The sequence below is a fragment of the Scandinavium tedordense genome (assembly GCF_024764965.1).
In the GTDB taxonomy this organism is placed as follows: Bacteria; Pseudomonadota; Gammaproteobacteria; order Enterobacterales; family Enterobacteriaceae; genus Scandinavium; species Scandinavium tedordense.
In genome coordinates, this window is the sequence record NZ_JALIGG010000052.1 from 111620 (window position 1) to 131082 (window position 19463).

A 19463-nucleotide genomic window follows, 5' to 3' on the forward strand; every position below is an offset into this window, starting at 1 on the left:
AGAAAAACGCGTTCAGGCGTGACATTAATCGATGTACCAGGAATCGTGAATGGAACTGTTAACCCAATTACTCAATGCCTTGTGGAGCCAGGATTTCGAAACCCTTGCCAACCCCTCCATGATAGGCATGCTCTACTTCGTGTTGTTTATGATCCTGTTCTTAGAGAACGGATTATTACCTGCCGCCTTTTTACCGGGCGACAGCCTGCTGGTACTGGTCGGCGTGCTGATTGCCAAAGGTGCGATGGGCTTCCCGCTAACGCTGCTACTGCTGACCACCGCGGCCAGCCTCGGCTGCTGGCTGAGTTATATTCAGGGCCGCTGGCTCGGGAATACGCGCATTGTGCAGAACTGGCTTTCGCACCTGCCCGCCCATTACCACCAGCGTGCACATCACCTGTTCCATAAGCACGGTTTATCCGCCCTGTTGGTCGGACGCTTTATCGCCTTTGTGCGCACGCTGCTGCCAACCATCGCCGGTCTGTCCGGTCTTAGCAGCACCCGTTTCCAGTTCTTCAACTGGATGAGCGGCCTGCTGTGGGTGCTTATCCTGACGTCGCTCGGTTATCTGCTGGGGAAAACCCCGGTATTTCTGAAATACGAAGATGCGCTGATGTCCTGCCTGATGCTGCTGCCGGTCGTGCTGTTGGTGATTGGTCTGGTCGGGTCGCTTATCGTACTGGTGAAGAAAAAATACGGTAATCGGAGCTAGGCATGGGATTGCGGAATGTTACCCTTCGCCGGTTCAGTTTCAGTCTCGGTGCATTGCTTATGCTGTGCGCCCTGCTTTGGTTCTGGGCAGCGATTCAACAACGCGAGTCGTCACTGGCCATTCGTCCGGTCAGCGCCAATATCAGCATGCCAGACGGCTTCTCCATCTGGCATCATCTGGATGCTAACGGCATCCGCTTTAAAAGCATAACCCCACAAAATGATGCTTTAGTGATTAAGTTTGAATCCAGCGACCAGAGCGCCGCCGCCAAAGAGGTACTGGACAGAACCCTGCCCCACGGTTACATCATCGCTCAGCTTGATGATGAAGACTCGCTGGCCCCACAGTGGCTCTCCCGCCTTCGCGACAATCCGCACCGGCTCGGTTAAATCCTTCCAGGATTCTGAATCTTTTCACAGGCTTTGGTGATTTCGCGTTTACTTACTATCATTGAGTAAGCGGAAGTCACCCGCATCATCTCGTCGATTGGGTGGGGCAATGCCATAAATAGCCCATAACACAAGGGAAGGTTTCACCTATGAAATACCGCATTTTTCTGGCTTTGGGCCTGGTGACAATGAGCGCTGGCGCGTTTGCCTCAACGCCGTGTCAGGAAAAGGAACAGGACATTCAGCGAGAAATCCACTACGCCGAAAAGCACCACAACCAAAGCCGTATTGACGGTCTGAACAAAGCGCTGCGGGAAGTAAAAGACAATTGCAGCGACAGTAAACTTCGGGCCGATCACCAAAAGAAAATTGCTGAACAGAAAGAAGAAATCACCGAGCGTCGCCACGATCTTGATGAAGCCAAAACCAAGGGCGATGCGGAGAAAATCAGTAAGCGTGAGCACAAGCTCACTGAAGCGCAGCAACAACTGAAAGCGCTGGAGTCTCGTGACTATTGATTCAATGGAAGTCTAACAAAGTACACTGGAGAACAAGATCATGGCGAAAGATAACACCTCAGAACATCTGCGTGACGAACTGAAATCCCTGGCGGATACCCTGGAAGAGGTGCTGAACTCCTCCTCAGACAAATCGAAAGAAGAACTCGGCAAACTGCGCAGTAAAGCAGAACGCGCGCTGAAAGACAGCCGCTACCGTCTGGGTGAAACTAGCGATGCCATCGCCCAACAAACCCGTGTAGCCGCTGCGCGCGCTGACGAATACGTGCGTGATAACCCATGGACCGGCGTAGGTATCGGCGCGGCCGTTGGGCTGGTGCTGGGTGTGCTGCTGTCGCGTCGTTAATTATGGCTGACTCACATCACTCAAACGGGCCGGGAAAAAGCGTTTTCGGCATCGGCCAGCGAATTGTCACTATCATGGTCGACATGGTGGAAACACGCCTGCGGCTGGCAGTCGTTGAGCTGGAAGAGGAGAAAGCGAACCTTTTCCAGATGCTGCTGATGCTCGGCCTGACCATGCTGTTCGCAGCTTTTGGCCTGATGAGTTTGATGGTGCTGATTATCTGGGCCATCGACCCGCAATACCGGCTGAACGCTATGATTGCGACCACCGCCGTCCTGCTCCTGTTGGCACTTATCGGCGCCATCTGGACGCTGCGAAAAGCGCGGCGCTCAACACTGCTGCGCCATACCCGCAACGAACTGGCGAACGATCGGGCGCTGCTTGAGGATGACGAACGTGAGTAGCAAAGTGGAACTGCAGAAACGAAAAGCGTATCTGCTAAGCAAAATCCAACAGCAACGGCTGGACCTGTCCGCTAGCCGTCGTGACTGGATAGAAACCACTGATGTCTACGATCGCGGATGGAACACGCTGCTGAGCCTGCGCGCCTGGGCGCTGGTCGGCAGTAGCGTCATGGCTATCTGGTCAGTACGCCATCCACGCTTCCTGGTGCGCTGGAGCCGTCGCGGTTTCGGCGTCTGGAGCGCATGGCGGCTGGTGAAAAGTACGATGCGCCAGCAGCATTTACGCCACTGAGATCACTCTGCCCGGCGACTCCCTGTCTGCCGGGCAATATTGCCCATTTCCCTTCCCCGAATTAATACTCAATATCTTTGAAGAAGATCGACAGTTTTCCTTGCTAACAATCCCCCACCGGCACGATTACACTCCTTTCCATCGACAGCAAGCCCGCGGTATCCCTGCGAATTTGCACAATAAATGAATAAAACCGCCTGCGTGGTTTGATGGAGAGTAAAATGAAAAAATTAGAAGATGTTGGTATTCTGGTCGCTCGTATCTTGATGCCAATCCTGTTTATCACCGCAGGCTGGGGCAAAATCACCGGTTATGCGGGCACTCAGCAGTACATGGAAGCGATGGGCGTTCCGGGAGCACTGCTGCCACTGACTATTCTGCTCGAATTCGGCGGCGGTCTGGCGATTCTGTTCGGCCTCCTGACCCGCACCACCGCGCTGTTCACCGCAGGTTTTACTCTGCTGACCGCGTTTATCTTCCACAGCAACTTTGCTGAAGGTGTTAACTCACTGATGTTCATGAAAAACATGACCATCGCTGGCGGTTTCCTGCTGCTGGCTATCACCGGCCCGGGCGCGTTCAGTATTGACCGCGTGCTGAACAAAAAGTGGTAAGCCCGCTATACTGACTGAAGCGTAAAGCGAGGGAAATCCCTCGCTTTTGTCATTTTGAAGGAGAGAGAACCATGGGACAACTCATTGACGGCGTCTGGCATGACACCTGGTATGACACCAAATCTACCGGGGGACGATTCAAACGTTCTGTTTCGGCGTATCGCAACTGGCTGACTGCCGACGGCGCGCCAGGCCCCTCCGGAGAAGGCGGTTTTGCGGCTGAAAAAGATCGGTACCATTTATACGTTTCCCTCGCTTGTCCGTGGGCGCACCGCACGCTTATCATGCGCGCGTTAAAAGGCCTGGAATCGTTTATTGATGTGTCGGTGGTAAACCCGCTGATGTACGAAAACGGCTGGACCTTTGACGACAGCTTCCCCGGATCGACCGGCGACACGCTGTATCAGAACGAATTTCTCTATCAGCTGTATCTACATGCTGACCCGCAATATACCGGGCGCGTCACGGTGCCGGTGCTGTGGGACAAAAAGAACCACACTATCGTCAGTAATGAATCCGCGGAAATCATCCGTATGCTGAACACCGCGTTTGACGGTCTTGGCGCACGTGCGGGTGATTATTACCCTGAAGCGCTGCGTCAACAGATTGACGAGCTGAACGACTGGATTTACGACAGCATCAACAACGGTGTCTACAAAGCCGGGTTTGCCACCAGCCAGGATGCCTACGACGAAGCGGTGACGAAAGTCTTCGACGCGCTGGCTCGCGTAGAGCAAATCCTCGGCCAGCACCGTTATCTGACCGGCAACCAGTTAACCGAGGCGGATATTCGCCTGTGGACCACGCTGGTACGCTTCGATCCCGTGTATGTCACCCATTTCAAATGCGATAAGCACCGCATCAGCGATTACCTGAATCTGTATGGTTTCCTGCGCGATATCTATCAGCTGCCAGGCGTGGCGGAGACGGTGAATGTCGACCACATTCGCAATCACTATTATCGCAGCCATAAAACCATTAACCCGACAGGGATCATCTCTATTGGTCCGTGGCAGGATCTTGATGAGCCTCACGGTCGCGACGTGCGTTTCCGCTAATTATTAAGGACATCAATGGATGTCCTTTTTTAATTTATAGTTTGCATCTATCCTTACCTCGATCCCTTAGAAAACAAGTGATTGACTGATTACAGAGGCAAGGAAAATGGACTGGTATCTAAAAGTACTCAAGAATTACATCGGGTTTGGTGGCCGGGCGCGCCGGAAAGAATTTTGGATGTTCGTACTGGTGAGTTTCGTACTGGCCGGAGTGCTGAGTATTATTGATAAAATACTCGGTCTGGAACGCGTCAGCGGTGAAGGCGTACTGGCGAGCATTTATGGTCTGCTGGTACTTATCCCGACATGGGCAGTGCAGTTCCGTCGTCTGCATGATACCGATCGTTCAGCGTGGTGGCTGTTGCTGTTACTGATCCCAATCATTGGTTGGGTGGTGATCCTGGTCTTTAACTGCCAGAACGGCACGCCAGGTGAAAACCGCTTCGGACCGGATCCTAAGCAAGTCCCTTAACGTAAAAAGCGCCCGGTGGCGCTGCGCTTACCGGGCCTACATTATGTAGCCGTAGGCCCGGTAAGTTTACGCCGCCGGGCACCCAGGCAAACCCTATTTTCGGGCAAACAGCTTTGGAATTTCACGCAGGCACCAGGCTTTTGCTTCACCCATGCTGTCGCGTCGCCACGCCATAATAATATCGACTTCATTCGTGTATTCCGGGCTCACCACCCGCAATCTTCCTTCGGCAATATCCTGCTCGACCAGCGGATACGGCATTGTCGCCACACCAAGCCCCGCTAACAACGCCTGACGCTTATCTTCGATGGTACTGACCGTCAAACGCGGCTGCTTATCCAGCAGCTGTACGGTGAGAACCGGGCGTTCACGGGCGGTATCCGCCACCGCCACGCCGCGATATTTCACGCGCGTCACTTCTGATAAAGGCTCCGGCTCCTGATGAATCGGGTGATCCGGCGCGGCAACATAAACGTTCAGGATCGAATACAGCTTGCGGGAGTTTATCTCGGACGATGAACGAAAATGCATATCCGGTGCGATAACGATATCCGCCCGCCCCTGTTCCAGACGTTCCCAGGCGCCAGCCAATACTTCGGTGATGATCGACAACTGCGTGTTAGCTTTCAGCCCCAGCTTTTCAATCAGCGGGAACAGCTCCGGAGTCGGCACCAGCGCTTCGGCGACCAGCGTCAGATGCGTTTCCCAGCCACGCGCCAACGCTTCGGCGTCGGTGGTCAGTTTATCGGCAGCTTCCAGCAGCACACGGCCGCGTTCCAGCAGCATTCGGCCCACATTGGTGAATTTTGTGCGATGACCTGAGCGGTCAAACAGCACCACGTCGAGCTCTTCTTCCAGCTTCTGCATGGTGTAGCTCAGCGCAGACGGGACGCGCCCTAGCTCATCGGCGGCGGCGGCAAAGCTGCCACGCCGGTCAATAGCGTCCATTACTCTTAACGCTTCCAGCGTCAATGCTCTCTCTTTAGCCATGGCGTTCTCATTCAGGAAATTTGAACATACCCGGCAGAATATCTGGCTAACAATGCAGCGTCCATAGCTTTACCATTGTTTAGTGTAAAGAGAGGTCAAGAATATGATTACAACCCGAACAGCCAAACAGTGCGGACAAGCCGATTTCGGCTGGCTGCAGGCGCGATACACCTTCTCCTTCGGACACTACTTCGACCCGAAGCTGCTGGGATATGCCTCCCTGCGCGTGCTGAACCAGGAAGTACTCGGGCCAGGCGCGTCGTTGCAGCCGCGCACGTATCCGAAGGTCGATATCCTGAATATTATTCTGGAAGGGGAAGCCGAATATCGTGACAGCGAAGGGAATCACGTTCAGGCTAAAGCGGGCGAAGCGCTGCTGATTGCCACGCAGCCGGGCACCAGCTACAGCGAGCACAACCTCAGCAAAGAGAAGTCGCTGACGCGAATGCAGCTCTGGCTTGACGCCTGCACGCAGCGAGAAAATCCATCGGTACATAAGCTCGAACTCAGCGACACCGCGCAGCAGCTTATCGCTTCCCCCGACGGCAGCCAGAATAGCGTGCAGCTTCGCCAGCAAGTGTGGGTTCACCACATTCAGCTGAATAAAGGCGAACAGCTGAGCTTCCAGCTGCATGGCCCGCGCGCGTATCTGCAATCCATTCACGGCACCGTTCATGCGGTAACACCGCAGGAAGAGCAGAAAGGATTAACCTGCGGTGATGGCGCATTTATTCGTGACGAGGCTAACATTACGCTGGTGGCCGATACGCCTCTGCGTGCTTTGCTGATAGATTTACCGGTGTAAACGCTGAAGTCAGGCTGGCGCAGTAAGCCAGCCTGGGATAAGTCATCCTTTCCGTTGCCCTGCCCGATTAGCGGGATTTGCGCGACATAATGTCGAGAACCTGACGGTCAGTCTGCTGCATTGCCTGGCAGGCCAGCGCGCAGAGGTTCGCCAGAGAGTCCTCAACATCGTGTGCCACAATGCCTTCGTTTCCCGTCACTGCCGTGTCATCCAGCGCCATCAGCACCGCTTTCCACGCCGATGACGCGCTGGTAGAGACTTTCATCGCACAACTGTTCGATGCGCCATCGCAGATCATTCCACTCACGTCACCGATCATGCTGTTGATGGCTTTCGCCAGCGTTTCGTACGTGCCACCCATTAACCAACTCATTCCCGCTGCGGCGCCCATCGACGCTGTGGTAGCAGCACAGAGTGCGGACAAACGCGGTAGCTGAGCGTGGATGTAGATGGCACTAAGATGAGACAACATCAGCGCTCTGGCCAGACTCTCTTCACTGGCGAGGAGATGCTCTGCCACCACCATGACAGGAAGAGTCGCCGCGATCCCCTGATTACCTGAGCCAGAATTGCTCATCGCCGGAAGCGACGCGCCACCCATTCGTGCATCCGACGCGGCAGCCGTCCGAATCACAATCTCCGATGCCAGACTGTGGCCTATCAACCCCCGTCCGCGCTGTTTTTCCAGCGTCGCACCGATGTGTAAACCCCATTTGCCCTGCAATCCCTCGAAAGAAAGTGCACCGTTGAGCGCTGCGGCTTCAAGAATAAACGCAATAGCCTCGAACGGAACATGCTCAATAAAATTGAGAATGTCGGCCAACGACGTCTGTGACATAACCTCCAGCGGGTCTTCTGCCGTCGGTTCAACGCCACCAGGCCGTTGAGAAAGTAGCGTTTCGCCCTGTTTTTCAATCCTCACAACGCGGGTATGACCACCTTCAATCGTGACACTGGCCCAGTATGCTTTGCTCCACACTTTGGCACGAGCGTAGAGCAATTCGGTACAGGGTTCCTGTAGCCTGAGACACACCTTACCCTCGGCGAGCAGTTGTTTTGCTCGCCCGATATCCTCCTGCCGAGCTTGCTTCAGCACCTCCAGTCCGGCATGCGGGTCGCCCGCCAGTGCGCCCAGCGCTACCGCAATGGGCAGTCCCACCATGCCGGTTCCCGGCACGGTGACACCCATTCCATTTTTCATCAAATTGGGAGAAACCCAGGCTTCAATGCGTTCAATCTCACCTTCCAGGTGAGCTGACGCGATGGCTCCGGCCAGCGCCAGCGATACCGGCTCGGTACACCCCAGCGCAGGCTTTACTTCCGCACGTACGGCGTGGATAAATTTATTCCAAAGTGCAGGATATTCAGTGTTCAACATACTTTCGACCTTAACTGTTACTCACGAAACACACTGGACCGGATCAGGAAAATGCAAGAAACGGCGATACGCATAGCAGCAAACCGGTGATGATGATGACCTTCAGCGCAAGGCCTTTATATTTATGCAGTGCAGGCACTTTATAGACCAGCCAGGCAGGGATCAGACATCCCACCATGCCAAAAATTGGGCTGCAAATAGAGGTAAAGCTCAGGACCGGCGCATTAAGCACGATAGCGCTCCAGGAGAGCAAAATGGCAAAGACCATAATCCCGCCTTGCACGTATTTTTCATTAATGCGTTCAGCTGCATATTTACGCCGCAGCAGGTTCATCACAATTCCCTGCGTGGCTTCGCGAAAACCAAGATATACGCCAAAGAAGGCAGTCATGACGGCGAAGATATTTAAGATAACGCTGACTATTTTTACCCAGCCGGCGCCGTCACCACTGATAAACTGCGCCGCAATAGCCAGTGCAGAAATATTTTGCTGGTAGGCTTTCACCGCTTCGTCATGACCCATTGCAAGGGTGAATGATACTGCGTAGAAAAAGACGGTAACGAATAAGATCCCAAAGGCAATATTCATCGCCCGAAGTGCTTTATATCGCGCCACTTCACGCGATTTTTCTCGGGAACGGTAGGAAATCACCATAGGGCTGAGCGTCTGAATAAACAGAATAGAGGTTAGCGTGAAAGGTAAGGTAATAATGGCATTTTTAATCAGCAGGCCGACGGGAGGCAGCGTCCCCGCATTATAGAGATGCCAAAGGCCTATCATCGAAATGCCCAGCGCGGCGACGACCAGCAGTTTGGTCAAGACCATCAAACTTCAAACCTTAAACAGTAACTTCTCTCCCCTTGACGAAATCGCCACCAGAATGCAGATGAGGCCCAGACCGTAAAAGGGGTTGTCCGAGAGCAGGCCGTCAGTCACACCGAAGGTATGCAAATAAGAGGCACTGTCGTTGGTAATGGCGGTGGAATAGACAAACATCCAGATAACCAGCATCACAAAATAGAGCGCACCTAATAGCACCCCCCAGTTTTTACCCAGGTAACCACTGATGACGCTCGGGTAATCTTTGCATTCCGGTGATTCTGCAAGGGTATTGATAAACAGCCTTTGAAATAAATACATGGCCGGGTAGCCAATCAAGGAGGATAGCAGGAAAACCCACAAGCCCATTAATCCTACCTGAACCGGTAAAAAAACAATTCCCGCGCCGATAGCCATCCCGATACTCATAATCACCCATCCGGTATCGGTACTGTCGAATTTAATTGCAGCCTGCCATTCGCTTTCTGTCATGCCATCCCGCTCAGGCGGATCGATATTAATAACGACATGGTTATTTGTAGCCGTTTCCATAAACATTCTCGCTTGTAGGTAGAGGTTTTATTATTTTTTCACGCTGCATCTGGGCGATATGCATTGTGTTCGCAGGCAAGTTTTTTTGAATGGAGAAATCATACTCGCGGGATCGGAGAAAAAAATCGCCATTAAAGAATGAATATCGGAACGAAAGAGGAAACTTTTCAGCAAAACCGAATGGAGTAGAAAACTATTCTACCATTGGTGTATGTGGGAGGCAGATCACAGATGAAATTTGAGGCAAAAAAAGCCCCGATTATGGCTAATCGGGGCCATTTTTTAATTATTAATGGACTGAATCAAATCGTCCTGGATCTGCTTACGCTGTGCTGGCGTCAGAACCTGGTTCAGGTCGAAGTAGTACTTCACACGGTAGTAGCGGGTCTGCTGCTCAACTTTGCTGAACGCTTCGAGCTGGGTTTTCACCGCCTGCTCATCCCATTTTCCAGAGTGGATAACGTCAATCAGCGCGCCATCTTTCACGTCTTTCATGGACACCTGTTCAACGCTTTTTTCCATTTCGTCGTGCAGGCTTTGGATTTTTGCAACCTGATCGTTGGACAGCTTCAGATGCTGAACGATTGGATCCTGAGCAGGCGCCGGAGCAACCTCGGTGTTTGCAGCCTGGGCAACACCAGTGAAACCAATCAGGGAAGCAGTCAGCAGCGCAATGCGGGTCATTTTGTTCATCGTTAATATCCTTTAAGTAGACATGGACATTATTTCGCGATGGACAGTAAAGAAGTATGACACTTCATTAATATATATTTGAATGTAAATGAAAAAAGGCCGTATCACAGGCGGCCTTTATGCAGGAACATCGCTTATTTATAGAGAATGGCGGTGCCGCCCCACAGACTGGAATCGCCAGAATTACCGAGTCCGACAATTTGATAGTGGCCGGCATTTTCCTGTGCCGCTTTGGCTTTCAGGGCATGAATGGCATCGTCAGAGGAGCCTGCAAGGCCAGAAACTTGTACGGTGCCCATCTGTTGCAGCGTGCTTGCCTGATCGGAATCAACCTGTTTAGGACCCGCAGCCAGAGCGGTAGCGGAAAGTAACATAAAGACAGCACCTGTCAGCAGAGAAGTTGTTTTCATTTTTTAACCCTCTCGGAATGGATGTAGAATCGTTTACATCAATAAGTATGTCGCCCGCTCCGTCAGGCGATATAGGACAAGTGCAAAGTCAGTTAATCATTGTGACAGGATTGTGGAGAAAGCATGTCGGGTTGTGGCGGGAGAAACAGCTGGCAAAATACAAGCGAAACGGCGGCATCTCTGCCGCCGTTTATTTTACTAAAAGGGCCTCTCGACGTCTCGAACGTTAAACGGCAGGCTGTAGCGCTTCCATTTGGCTTTTGCGCTGCTTTTTCATTTCATACAGTTCTTCATCCGCTCTTTTATAGCTATCAGTAAAGCCATGCGTCAGTTCACTGATGCCGTAAGAGAACGATAATGGAAGCGTTGTATTTTCAAATGGGAAACAAGAAAGCTCCGCAACCCGCTTCGCCATCATCTGATGCGCCTGTACGATTGTCATGTTTTGTAATAATAGAACAAACTCATCACCACCCATTCGGATCAGATGATCGCCCTGACGAACGGATTCCAGTAAATATTGAGCGAAGAAGATAAGTGCCACATCTCCGGCATGGTGGCCCCAGGTATCGTTAATGGTTTTGAAATCATTCAAATCCATGGCAACCAGAATACTATTGCGGCTATTAGGAATATTTTCTGTCACGATTTTTCCGCCTTCACGCGACAATGCTTCAGTCAGCGAATCGGTAGTGAGTTTATCCATCATCAGCTCAATTCTTCTGTGGGAGCGCGTGAAGACCATAAAGAAAAACAGCATGATGATGTTAGCAAACATAAAACCTGCAAGCTTAATGCGCAGCAGTTCAGTAAAGCTCACGCGAGTGCTCAGGCAGAAGCCATTTACCAGCTTGATGTCCCCGAGATTAAACTCGAGCCACGAACCGTGGTCGGGGAAGATATTCATCTCGATGTCATTACCTTTCATGCTATGAATACGAATGTCATACCCAGAATTGGAGATATTCAGCTCATTAAAAGCATCACGGAACAGAGAGGCCAGATCTTCTCGGGTGTAATCGATAGCGATAATCCCAGACATTCGACTTCCCTGACCGATGAAGTCCTTAATCACTACCGGGCTACCGATAGTGATAGTCGGTAATTTCGAAATGGCATCCTGGTAAACATTGCTATAAAACAGTTCCGGCACGACATACCCACGATTGGTTCTCAGCAGCGAAGAGGTGGTTATTATGTAGTTAGAAAGACGAAAGTGTGGATTAGCACCCTGAATTTCAATGGCTTTTTCAGTGTTGAACACGTAATAGTAGCCAGTATCACCGTCGGTATAGTAGGTCGTAAATTGGGACTTATTTGCATCGCTAAAATTACGCCAGAACGAGCGCAAAATGGTGAATTTCTTACGATGAGCATCATCAATATCTGCTTTCCATGCGGGAAGCTCGCTGTCGCTCAGTCGTTCATTCACTGTGCCCGCGAATTTTTTGCTGTCGATGCCCATGCTTTGGTTCAGCATACTGTCTGGCAGTTGCAGCATTGAACTCAGATCAGACGCCATGCTTCTATTATTTTGCGTATCTTTTATAATCAGGCGCATCACACGCGACGTGACCAACTCAACATTGGTTCTGGCGTTAGAAAACGAAATATAAAAAGTGAACGCATTCACGATGACTACCATCACCGAAAGCACGATCAAAAAAAGCTTCTTTTCTGATTTAAGCTGATGCGAATTTTTCATAGCATTTACCCGTTAGCCTTCACCATGATCACCCCATCCTGCGGTACCCAAGCCGAGAAACGCTGTGGCCGCGAGTAGTAATACCCCTGCGCTTTCACACATCCCATCGACTCGAGTTTTTCGCCCATTTCCACGGTCTCTATCCCTTCTGCAACCAGCGGTACGCCGAAGGATTGCGACAGCATAATCACCGACGAAATGATGGCCTCACTCTTACGATCATCCAGCACACCTTTCACAAAATCGCGGTCGATCTTCAGACAATCGAAAGGCAGTAAATGCAGATAGGACAGGCTTGAGTAACCACTGCCAAAATCATCAATAGCGACAGACAACCCCAGACGGCGAAGATAATTGAGCGTTTCAATGACCTTTTGGCTGTTTTGCAGCAGTACGCTTTCGGTAATTTCCAGACAAATATTGCTGTTGATAAGCCCGTTATGTTGAATACAGGTCAACAGATGCGAAGAGAAATCGGTCTGCTGGAGCTGCACCGCCGATATATTGATATGTAGCTTAAAGTCGTTCGGCGCGCCGCGGGCGATAAACGCCGCCAGTTCACGACAGGCTTCTTCGATAATCCAGCGACCCAGACGGATAATGGTGCCGGTACGCTCTGCCAGACCGATAAACACATCCGGCGGCACAAAACCGAGTTCGGCAGATTGCCAGCGAATAAGACATTCACCTTCCGTGAACGTGTCGGAATTATCCAGGTCGACGATCGGTTGAAGTACCAGATGGAATCCATCATTCAGCAGATCTTCTCGCAGTGCCTTGAACATGCGGATATTGTTGAGTTCGCTTTCCCGCATCTCCGAAGTGAACAGGACATATTCGCGGTTCGAGCCCGTGCGGATTTGCTGCAACGCCAGGCCTGCATTCATCATGCAATCGACCAGATTACCCGGGGTGATTGTCTCCAGCACAGCCCCGCCCTGACCGGTGAAAACGTGTGACGCGTCTTCTGGATCGTTTTGGATTTGTCGGGCTGGCGTGTCATGGAACAATGACGAGATCAGTCCCCAATAGGTATCAAGATCTTTTTGCTCGTTGTGGCCAGGGAAGGTCACAATGAACAGATCCTCAGAGTAGCGGCAGAAAATACTCTCTGCGGGCGCCAGCTGAACAAGGCTTTCAGCAAAGAAACGAATAAATTTCCTGGCATATACGTGGCCCAGCGTACTGCGCATATCACGGAAGTTAGTCACGCGGATCATCACTAATAAATTGCGACCATCATACAGTGACGACTCGTTCATAAAGCCCTCGCGAGTCAGAACGCCAGTATCTTTATCTTTTTCAATTCGCTGTTTCTGCTCATTCAGCATGCCGGCTATCAGGCCAGACGCCTTACTGAGTTCCTCTTCGAGTACAGCTATTTCCGTGAATAACGTCCCCTGCTCTGCCTTTTCCCACGACTGTTTGCCGAGCCAGCGGGTTTTCTGAACCAATCGCTGCAACGGATAGAAAAAGTTTCTCACCAACATAATCATCACCAGCATAAAGAACAGTGCCAGCGTCGACAGCATTATGAGGGTCATGAAATGAGAGGTTTTGTACAGGGTGTAAGGATGGATATTCGGCGCAATCAGCACCAGCGAACCGTTAAACTGGCCCGACAGGTCGCGAATCGGATGCATTATCACAAAGTAGCCTTCACCTTTGTGGGTAATGATTCGCGATGACGCGGACTGTTCGTTTTCACCCTGCAACAGGGCTTTAAGCATCGGGAAAGCGTAAATGCTCCGTAGTTTGACGTGCTGTCCTTTCTGATTTCCGTCGTCCGACACGAGATATTGAGGGCGAGAAGACGAAATAATTTGCTGCTGATCGTCAAGCAGCAGCAGCGTGCTGCCCGGCATCGGGGCCGATTTTGTAAGGAACTTACTGATAACCGTAGGGTTAATATCGGCAAAAACAACGCCCTTGAAGGCCCGGCTCTCGCCGTATAAAGGCATGCGCCAACTCATCGCCTGGCCATTGCTGGTCGACATGTGATAATAATTTTTGGTCCAGAACGGCCGAGTTTGCGTCATCGCTTTGACAAACCAGTGACGCGAGAAAATGTTGTAGTGCTCAACGTGGCCGACGATGTCCGAATCCTTCGACGCCGTGCGATAGATATCTAATCTGTCTCGAACGGTAGACGAGGTTTTGATCGGGAAAATAGCCCCCGTGGCTTTATCTCTTTCGTACGCGATGTACTTCCCGTCCGCCGTCGCCAGACCGATCCGTGAAATCGTATCAGAAGAGACGAAATCATGGCCCAGCACATGCTTCAGCTGCTGTTCAACAGCAGGAGTATCAATGCCCGAAGACGCATTTACCAAATCAGACATCAACTCGGCCGCGCGCTGAGGCTCGTTCAGATACATATTGATTCGGTGGCTGAGATATTGGCTTTTTTGGGTCAGCGTTTTTTGCGTCATTTCCGTATACCAGTTGCTGATATCCCGGCGCTGGAGGAAGAAAAACAGCAACATCATGATGACCGTGCAAACTATCAGGCTTAGGATGAGCGTGCTCGCGAAGGATATCGAGCGTTTATTAAGCATGCGGAACATCAGAGAGTCTCCTGACCGGTGTTGTCATGTTGAGCGGTCAGCGCTGTTGCATCCTTATCACTGGCGACCTGTTCAGAACCATAAAACAAAGAGGAAAACGGAGCCGGATGGGCAAGAAAGTAGCCCTGCACCTGATCGCAGCCGAGGTCGAAGAAATGCTTCCGGGTATCTTCATCCTCAATACCGATAGCAATCAGCGGCACCTGGAAACCTTTCGCCAACGTTAACAATGAATTAAAGACACAAATGCTTTTCTCATTATTCAGTCGATTCGAAATTAAATGCTTTGAAATTTTGATGCTGTCGAACGGAATCGAATGCAAATAAGACATGCTGGAGAAACCTGCGCCGAAGTCATCCAGGCAGATGCTGATATGGTGGCGTCGAAGATAGTTCAGCACCTGGGAAGCCTGAGCCATATCGCGATCCAGCCCGCCTTCCGTAATCTCGATGCAGATATTTTCATTTTTAAGGCCATGCAGCTGGATGGTATCCATCAGATGCCAGGCAAAACCGTTTTGCATCAGCTGAATTGCCGAAATATTGATGTGCAGGCGGAAATCCTTCGGTGCCCCACGCTTAATCATCGAGGACAGTTCGCGGCACGCTTCTTCAATAATCCAGCGACCCAGCGGAATGATCAGCCCGCTTTCTTCGGCGACGGGAATGAAATCTTCTGGCGGAATTTCCCCCAGTTTTTCAGAGTGCCAGCGCACTAGACACTCACCGGCGATGCACGTTGCGCTGTCATCCGGTCCGGCAATCGGCTGAATCACCAGGAACAGCTCATTACTGGCCATCGCGCTGCCGAGAGAATCATGCAGGCGGATATTGGTCAGCTCCGTTTCCAGCATTTCAGGCAGATATAACCGCGTTTGTGCATTACCCGATTTTTCAGCGTGACGCAGAGCTATCCAGGCATGCATTAAGATATCGGTTATCGTCTCTGGCGTAATGTCCTGCAACACCATACCCGCGTTACCGGCAAACAGAACATTCCCCTTTCCGTTGCTGCCTGATTTATTATGTAACGAGAATAGCGAGTTAATAATACTCTGGTATTTAATGCAATCGCTTTTCTGGTTTACCCCTGGGAAAACAATAATGAATTTATCAATATTATCGCGCGCCACAATAATATTAGTTGGCAGAACGGTTTCCGCCTGCCGCATAAACTCAGAAATAAACGAATCTGCATATTTATTACCCAGCGTGTTCATGATCGACTTCATGTTGGTCACGTGGACCAGCGCGACTAAATTATGATGATGATAAATCCGTTCATCATTTAATAAACCACTGCGGGTGTAAAGACCGGAGGACGGGTCAAATTCTATTTTCTTACGCATCTGTTCGAAGCTGTCAGTCAATTGCTGCGACAAATGCTTAAAACCTGATTCGAGCTCGGCGATCTCCTGGAACTGGTGGCGATCGCTGCCTTCTGACCACTGCCCGGACTCCAGCTCTTTGGTGCGCTGGGCAATCTGACGTAACGGCGAGGTTATGCGGCTAAGCACCACGTGGACCAGCGCCGCGCTGAGCAAGAAGGTCAGGAGCAATGCCACAATCATGAACTTATCATGCAGCTTTATGGTCGCTATAATTGCCGACGCCGGGATGATGACCACCGCCTGCCATTTCAATTCGCCGGACGCATCGTTAACAGGAAAACGCGTGGCGTAATAATGATCACCATCCAGCTTAAGATTAATCACCTCATTCGGGCTAGCAGCCAGAAGCGACGTTCCGATTTTCTCAATCATCGGCGAGTTATTTTTGGTCAGAGTTGGCAGTACCATTTCTGAATTAACGGGTGGTGCGGCGTGGCGCGAGGATGAGGCCACAATCTGATCGCGCTCATCCAGAATAAGGAGATTGCTCTCCGGGTAAGGACGCTGGCGGCGCAGCATTTTGCTCAAATTTTGCAAGTGCAATTCACTGGAAATCACGCCAATATACTGCCCCTTGCTATTAAATGCGGGCACGCTGTAGGCAATACCCACCTCTTTTTCGTTACTGAGGTCACGATACACCGGCGTCCACAGCGGCTTCTTATACTCATTCACCGGCTGATACCATGGCCGGTTATGCATCGAGTAATTCGGGTTCTGCATGACCACCGTCGAACGCGTTGTCGACCCGGCGTACGAGACCAAGACGTCGTGCGTCGAGGTATCTTTTAAGGTCAAATACTCTTCTTTTCCGCCGTCGTGTCGGTGGCTGATGCCGATGTAATCACCTTTAATATTGCCAAACTGCAATACATTCAGGTCGACATTACTCTGGAAGACATCATTCATCACGTTCATGATATCGTCATAAACATCGCCGACAGCGATATTATCAGTCTGATAATGTTTGAACGTGTCTCTCAGTACCGAATCAGCCTGGCGCGGAATATTAATGTAGTCTTCAACCGCCGTTTTAAGCAGGCTGCTCTTGGAGACAAACAGGTTGTGGCTGATGGTGTCCAGCAGGCTCTGACGGTCGAGATAAACCACCGTTGAAACAATAGCAAACACCATGCAATAAAATGCAATGAATAAAGTTCTGACAGCTCCGGTCAGAGAAAATGATGATGTTTTAAAATAACGTAAAATCATAGGGGACCATGGGGAGCTGTCGGAGGATGCAGATGATTAATAGATAATTAGGTTACCAACAGGAAAGAGACATAATGTACACAACACAACCTGATGGTATTTTATCAAAAAGAGTACCATGTACAAAAAAAACGCACCATTAGTAAGTTATTTAATAATAAACGTGAGTTATCGCTTTATGGATAAAAGTATTAAATTAAATTTTGGCGGATATATTTATTATATATAAGCGGCAATCCGTGCATTTTTTCTCCGGTGGCGCTGACGCTCACCGGGCCTACAAATTCAATCACGTTTCCGCATCACACAAAGCAAAAACCCTGCCGAGGCAGGGTTTTCTAAGACGTTGAAGCTGGCCGATAAGCCGCTTTCTTTCGGGTATAGCGTCGTGGACAGTCGTTCATCACGCTCACCCCATAAGCAAAAACCCTGCCGAAGCAGGGTTTTCTAAGAAGTTGAAGCTGGCCGATAAGCCGCTTTCTTTCGGGTATAGCGTCGTGGACAGTCATTCATCACGCTCACCCCATAAGCAAAAACCCTGCCGAGGCAGGGTTTTCTAAGAAGTTGAAGCTGACCGATAAGCCGGGTTCTGTCGTGGACAGTCATTCATCTAGGCCAGCAATCGCTCACTGGCTCAAGCAGCCTACCCGGGTTCAGTACGGGCCGTACCTTGTGAACCCCTATTTGGCCTTGCTCCGGGTGGAGTTTACCGTGCCACGAACTGTTGCCAGTCGCGCGGTGCGCTCTTACCGCACCCTTTCACCCTTACCTGATCCCGCTTGCACGGGCCATCGGCGGTTTGCTCTCTGTTGCACTGGTCGTGGGTTTCCCCCCAGGCGTTACCTGGCACCCTGCCCTATGGAGCCCGGACTTTCCTCCCCTTCGCCCGTCTCCCCCCGAAAGAGGACGACGACGAAGCGGCGACTGTCTGGTCAGCTTCGGCGCGAAGTATAGAGGGTTTGCGCGGCAATGTCACCCTTCGAGCCGCATCCCTATTTGCAGCGTCGCGGCCACGTTGCGCGAGGCGCGCTGGATATTATCGAATGCGCCCCGAAACGCCTCATCGAGCGTGCCGATTTGCGTCAGCACGCTGAACACCGCATCAATGCCATGCTGATGCACAACGCCCACGTCCGTCGTCAGACACCCGGCAATGCCAATCACTGGCTTATGGTATTTTTTGGCGACGCTCGCGACCCCAACCGGCACTTTACCGTGAACGCTCTGGCTATCAATGCGCCCTTCACCGGTCAGCACCAGCGAGCAGTCGTGAATATGTTCTTCAAGGTTTAACGCCTGAGTCACAATCTCAATCCCGCGCCCCAACTCTGCGCCCAGAAAAGCCATCAGCGCCGCGCCCATTCCGCCTGCTGCGCCCGACCCAGGCACGCTCAGCACGTCGATATGCAGCGATTTTTTGATGACCTCAGCGTAGTGCGCCAGGCTGGCGTCGAGTTCCACGATCATCCCTTCAGTGGCTCCTTTCTGGGGGCCGAACACCCGAGATGCGCCCAGGTCGCCGGTTAGCGGATTGGTGACATCACAGGCGACACGCAGCGAACACACCGCCAGACGCGGGTCTAAGTCTGATATATCAATGCTGTTGAGGCTAATCAGGCTCCCGCCGCCCGCGGTTATCTCTTTGCCGCTGGCATCGGATAAACGCGCGCCCAACGCCTGCACCATGCCCGCGCCGCCGTCGTTGGTCGCGCTGCCGCCGATGCCGATAATGATGCTTTTCGCGCCCTGTTCCAGTGCGTGCAAAATCAGCTCGCCTGTGCCACGCGAGGTGGTTAACAGTGGGTTACGCTGCGCCACAGGCACCAGTGCCAGACCGCTGGCTGCTGCCATTTCAATAAATGCTGTTAGGCCGTCGCCGGAAATGCCCCACATCGCATCCACCGGTTCGCCCAACGGGCCGGTGACGCGCGAGGTTTTTACCGTTCCGTGAGTGGCGGCAATCATCGCGTCAACGGTGCCTTCGCCGCCGTCGGCGACCGGGACTTTGACATACTGCGCATCGGGGAAAATTTCCCGAAATCCTGATTCGATGGCCTGAGCCACCTCGCAGGCCGGGAGGCTTTCTTTATAAGAATCTGGAGCGATGACGATTTTCATAGTGCGTTGCCTGTTAC

Annotated in this window: 18 protein-coding genes, 1 other RNA gene and 1 pseudogene; 10 read left to right on the forward strand and 10 right to left on the reverse strand. The window is 51.6% G+C overall.

The window, feature by feature from the left end; genetic code table 11:
• Nucleotides 1-49 precede the first annotated feature (49 nt).
• The 9 genes from yqjA (at nucleotide 50) to MUU46_RS06915 (ending at nucleotide 4805) form a co-directional block, all read left to right on the forward strand.
• On the forward strand, nucleotides 50-712 hold the full coding sequence (gene yqjA, locus MUU46_RS06875; RefSeq protein WP_159760110.1) for a DedA family general envelope maintenance protein YqjA: 663 nt from the start codon (nucleotides 50-52) through the stop codon (nucleotides 710-712).
• Between the two features lie 2 nt (nucleotides 713-714).
• A complete protein-coding gene (gene mzrA, locus MUU46_RS06880; protein WP_159760112.1) occupies nucleotides 715-1101 on the forward strand; it encodes an EnvZ/OmpR regulon moderator MzrA in 387 nt (128 codons plus the stop codon).
• A 149-nt stretch (nucleotides 1102-1250) separates the two neighbouring features.
• Nucleotides 1251-1619 (forward strand): DUF1090 domain-containing protein, encoded by a 369-nt coding sequence (locus MUU46_RS06885; protein WP_159760114.1) that lies wholly within the window; start codon nucleotides 1251-1253, stop codon nucleotides 1617-1619.
• Nucleotides 1620-1659: 40 nt separating this feature from the next.
• Complete coding sequence (locus MUU46_RS06890; RefSeq protein WP_258965166.1) at nucleotides 1660-1965, forward strand: ElaB/YgaM/YqjD family protein; 306 nt, start codon at nucleotides 1660-1662, stop codon at nucleotides 1963-1965.
• Nucleotides 1966-1967: 2 nt separating this feature from the next.
• Nucleotides 1968-2369 carry a phage holin family protein gene (locus tag MUU46_RS06895; protein ID WP_159760118.1) on the forward strand — a complete coding sequence of 134 codons (402 nt, stop codon included), beginning with the start codon at nucleotides 1968-1970 and terminating at the stop codon, nucleotides 2367-2369.
• Nucleotides 2362-2661 (forward strand): YqjK-like family protein, encoded by a 300-nt coding sequence (locus MUU46_RS06900; protein ID WP_159760120.1) that lies wholly within the window; start codon nucleotides 2362-2364, stop codon nucleotides 2659-2661. The genes MUU46_RS06895 and MUU46_RS06900 overlap by 8 nt, the downstream gene beginning before the upstream one ends.
• Before the next feature lie 221 nt (nucleotides 2662-2882).
• A complete protein-coding gene (locus MUU46_RS06905) occupies nucleotides 2883-3275 on the forward strand; it encodes a DoxX family protein (protein WP_159760122.1) in 393 nt (130 codons plus the stop codon).
• A 71-nt stretch (nucleotides 3276-3346) separates the two neighbouring features.
• Nucleotides 3347-4333: a glutathione S-transferase family protein gene (locus tag MUU46_RS06910; RefSeq protein ID WP_258965167.1), complete on the forward strand. Its 987-nt coding sequence runs from the start codon at nucleotides 3347-3349 to the stop codon at nucleotides 4331-4333.
• Between the two features lie 106 nt (nucleotides 4334-4439).
• Nucleotides 4440-4805, forward strand: a complete 366-nt coding sequence (locus MUU46_RS06915) for a DUF805 domain-containing protein (RefSeq protein ID WP_159760126.1) — start codon at nucleotides 4440-4442, stop codon at nucleotides 4803-4805.
• 93 nt (nucleotides 4806-4898) lie between these two features.
• On the opposite strand, the gene MUU46_RS06920 is transcribed toward MUU46_RS06915, so the two are convergent.
• Nucleotides 4899-5795, reverse strand: coding sequence for a LysR family transcriptional regulator (locus MUU46_RS06920; protein WP_159760128.1), 897 nt, complete (start codon nucleotides 5793-5795; stop codon nucleotides 4899-4901).
• Between the two features lie 103 nt (nucleotides 5796-5898).
• Between MUU46_RS06920 and MUU46_RS06925 the strand changes: the two genes are divergently transcribed.
• On the forward strand, nucleotides 5899-6600 hold the full coding sequence (locus tag MUU46_RS06925) for a pirin family protein (protein WP_159760130.1): 702 nt from the start codon (nucleotides 5899-5901) through the stop codon (nucleotides 6598-6600).
• A 67-nt stretch (nucleotides 6601-6667) separates the two neighbouring features.
• On the opposite strand, the gene MUU46_RS06930 is transcribed toward MUU46_RS06925, so the two are convergent.
• From MUU46_RS06930 to garK, 9 genes and pseudogenes are all read right to left on the reverse strand, one after another.
• Complete coding sequence (locus MUU46_RS06930; RefSeq protein ID WP_258965168.1) at nucleotides 6668-7978, reverse strand: L-cysteine desulfidase family protein; 1311 nt, start codon at nucleotides 7976-7978, stop codon at nucleotides 6668-6670.
• A 43-nt stretch (nucleotides 7979-8021) separates the two neighbouring features.
• Nucleotides 8022-9350, reverse strand: a pseudogene (locus MUU46_RS06935) (SLC5/6 family protein).
• Between the two features lie 282 nt (nucleotides 9351-9632).
• Complete coding sequence (locus tag MUU46_RS06940) at nucleotides 9633-10043, reverse strand: Spy/CpxP family protein refolding chaperone (protein ID WP_159760136.1); 411 nt, start codon at nucleotides 10041-10043, stop codon at nucleotides 9633-9635.
• A gap of 134 nt (nucleotides 10044-10177) precedes the next feature.
• Nucleotides 10178-10453 (reverse strand): YdgH/BhsA/McbA-like domain containing protein, encoded by a 276-nt coding sequence (locus MUU46_RS06945; protein ID WP_159760138.1) that lies wholly within the window; start codon nucleotides 10451-10453, stop codon nucleotides 10178-10180.
• A 226-nt stretch (nucleotides 10454-10679) separates the two neighbouring features.
• Nucleotides 10680-12158, reverse strand: a complete 1479-nt coding sequence (locus MUU46_RS06950; protein ID WP_258965169.1) for a GGDEF domain-containing protein — start codon at nucleotides 12156-12158, stop codon at nucleotides 10680-10682.
• A 5-nt stretch (nucleotides 12159-12163) separates the two neighbouring features.
• Nucleotides 12164-14725 carry an EAL domain-containing protein gene (locus tag MUU46_RS06955; protein WP_258965170.1) on the reverse strand — a complete coding sequence of 854 codons (2562 nt, stop codon included), beginning with the start codon at nucleotides 14723-14725 and terminating at the stop codon, nucleotides 12164-12166.
• Nucleotides 14725-17250: an EAL domain-containing protein gene (locus MUU46_RS06960; protein WP_258965171.1), complete on the reverse strand. Its 2526-nt coding sequence runs from the start codon at nucleotides 17248-17250 to the stop codon at nucleotides 14725-14727. The genes MUU46_RS06955 and MUU46_RS06960 overlap by 1 nt, the downstream gene beginning before the upstream one ends.
• 640 nt (nucleotides 17251-17890) lie before the next feature.
• Nucleotides 17891-18268: RNase P RNA component class A (rnpB, locus tag MUU46_RS06965), an RNA gene on the reverse strand.
• 32 nt (nucleotides 18269-18300) lie between these two features.
• On the reverse strand, nucleotides 18301-19446 hold the full coding sequence (gene garK, locus MUU46_RS06970; protein WP_258965172.1) for a glycerate 2-kinase: 1146 nt from the start codon (nucleotides 19444-19446) through the stop codon (nucleotides 18301-18303).
• Nucleotides 19447-19463 lie beyond the last annotated feature (17 nt).

Coding starts and splice junctions, on each gene's coding strand:
- yqjA (WP_159760110.1), top strand. CDS start 50: ATGGAACTGTTAACCCAATTACTCAATGCCTTGTGGAGCCAGGATTTC.
- mzrA (WP_159760112.1), top strand. CDS start 715: ATGGGATTGCGGAATGTTACCCTTCGCCGGTTCAGTTTCAGTCTCGGT.
- MUU46_RS06885 (WP_159760114.1), top strand. CDS start 1,251: ATGAAATACCGCATTTTTCTGGCTTTGGGCCTGGTGACAATGAGCGCT.
- MUU46_RS06890 (WP_258965166.1), top strand. CDS start 1,660: ATGGCGAAAGATAACACCTCAGAACATCTGCGTGACGAACTGAAATCC.
- MUU46_RS06895 (WP_159760118.1), top strand. CDS start 1,968: ATGGCTGACTCACATCACTCAAACGGGCCGGGAAAAAGCGTTTTCGGC.
- MUU46_RS06905 (WP_159760122.1), top strand. CDS start 2,883: ATGAAAAAATTAGAAGATGTTGGTATTCTGGTCGCTCGTATCTTGATG.
- MUU46_RS06910 (WP_258965167.1), top strand. CDS start 3,347: ATGGGACAACTCATTGACGGCGTCTGGCATGACACCTGGTATGACACC.
- MUU46_RS06915 (WP_159760126.1), top strand. CDS start 4,440: ATGGACTGGTATCTAAAAGTACTCAAGAATTACATCGGGTTTGGTGGC.
- MUU46_RS06920 (WP_159760128.1), bottom strand. CDS start 5,795: ATGGCTAAAGAGAGAGCATTGACGCTGGAAGCGTTAAGAGTAATGGAC.
- MUU46_RS06925 (WP_159760130.1), top strand. CDS start 5,899: ATGATTACAACCCGAACAGCCAAACAGTGCGGACAAGCCGATTTCGGC.
- MUU46_RS06930 (WP_258965168.1), bottom strand. CDS start 7,978: ATGTTGAACACTGAATATCCTGCACTTTGGAATAAATTTATCCACGCC.
- MUU46_RS06940 (WP_159760136.1), bottom strand. CDS start 10,043: ATGAACAAAATGACCCGCATTGCGCTGCTGACTGCTTCCCTGATTGGT.
- MUU46_RS06945 (WP_159760138.1), bottom strand. CDS start 10,453: ATGAAAACAACTTCTCTGCTGACAGGTGCTGTCTTTATGTTACTTTCC.
- MUU46_RS06950 (WP_258965169.1), bottom strand. CDS start 12,158: ATGAAAAATTCGCATCAGCTTAAATCAGAAAAGAAGCTTTTTTTGATC.
- MUU46_RS06955 (WP_258965170.1), bottom strand. CDS start 14,725: ATGTTCCGCATGCTTAATAAACGCTCGATATCCTTCGCGAGCACGCTC.
- MUU46_RS06960 (WP_258965171.1), bottom strand. CDS start 17,250: ATGGTGTTTGCTATTGTTTCAACGGTGGTTTATCTCGACCGTCAGAGC.
- garK (WP_258965172.1), bottom strand. CDS start 19,446: ATGAAAATCGTCATCGCTCCAGATTCTTATAAAGAAAGCCTCCCGGCC.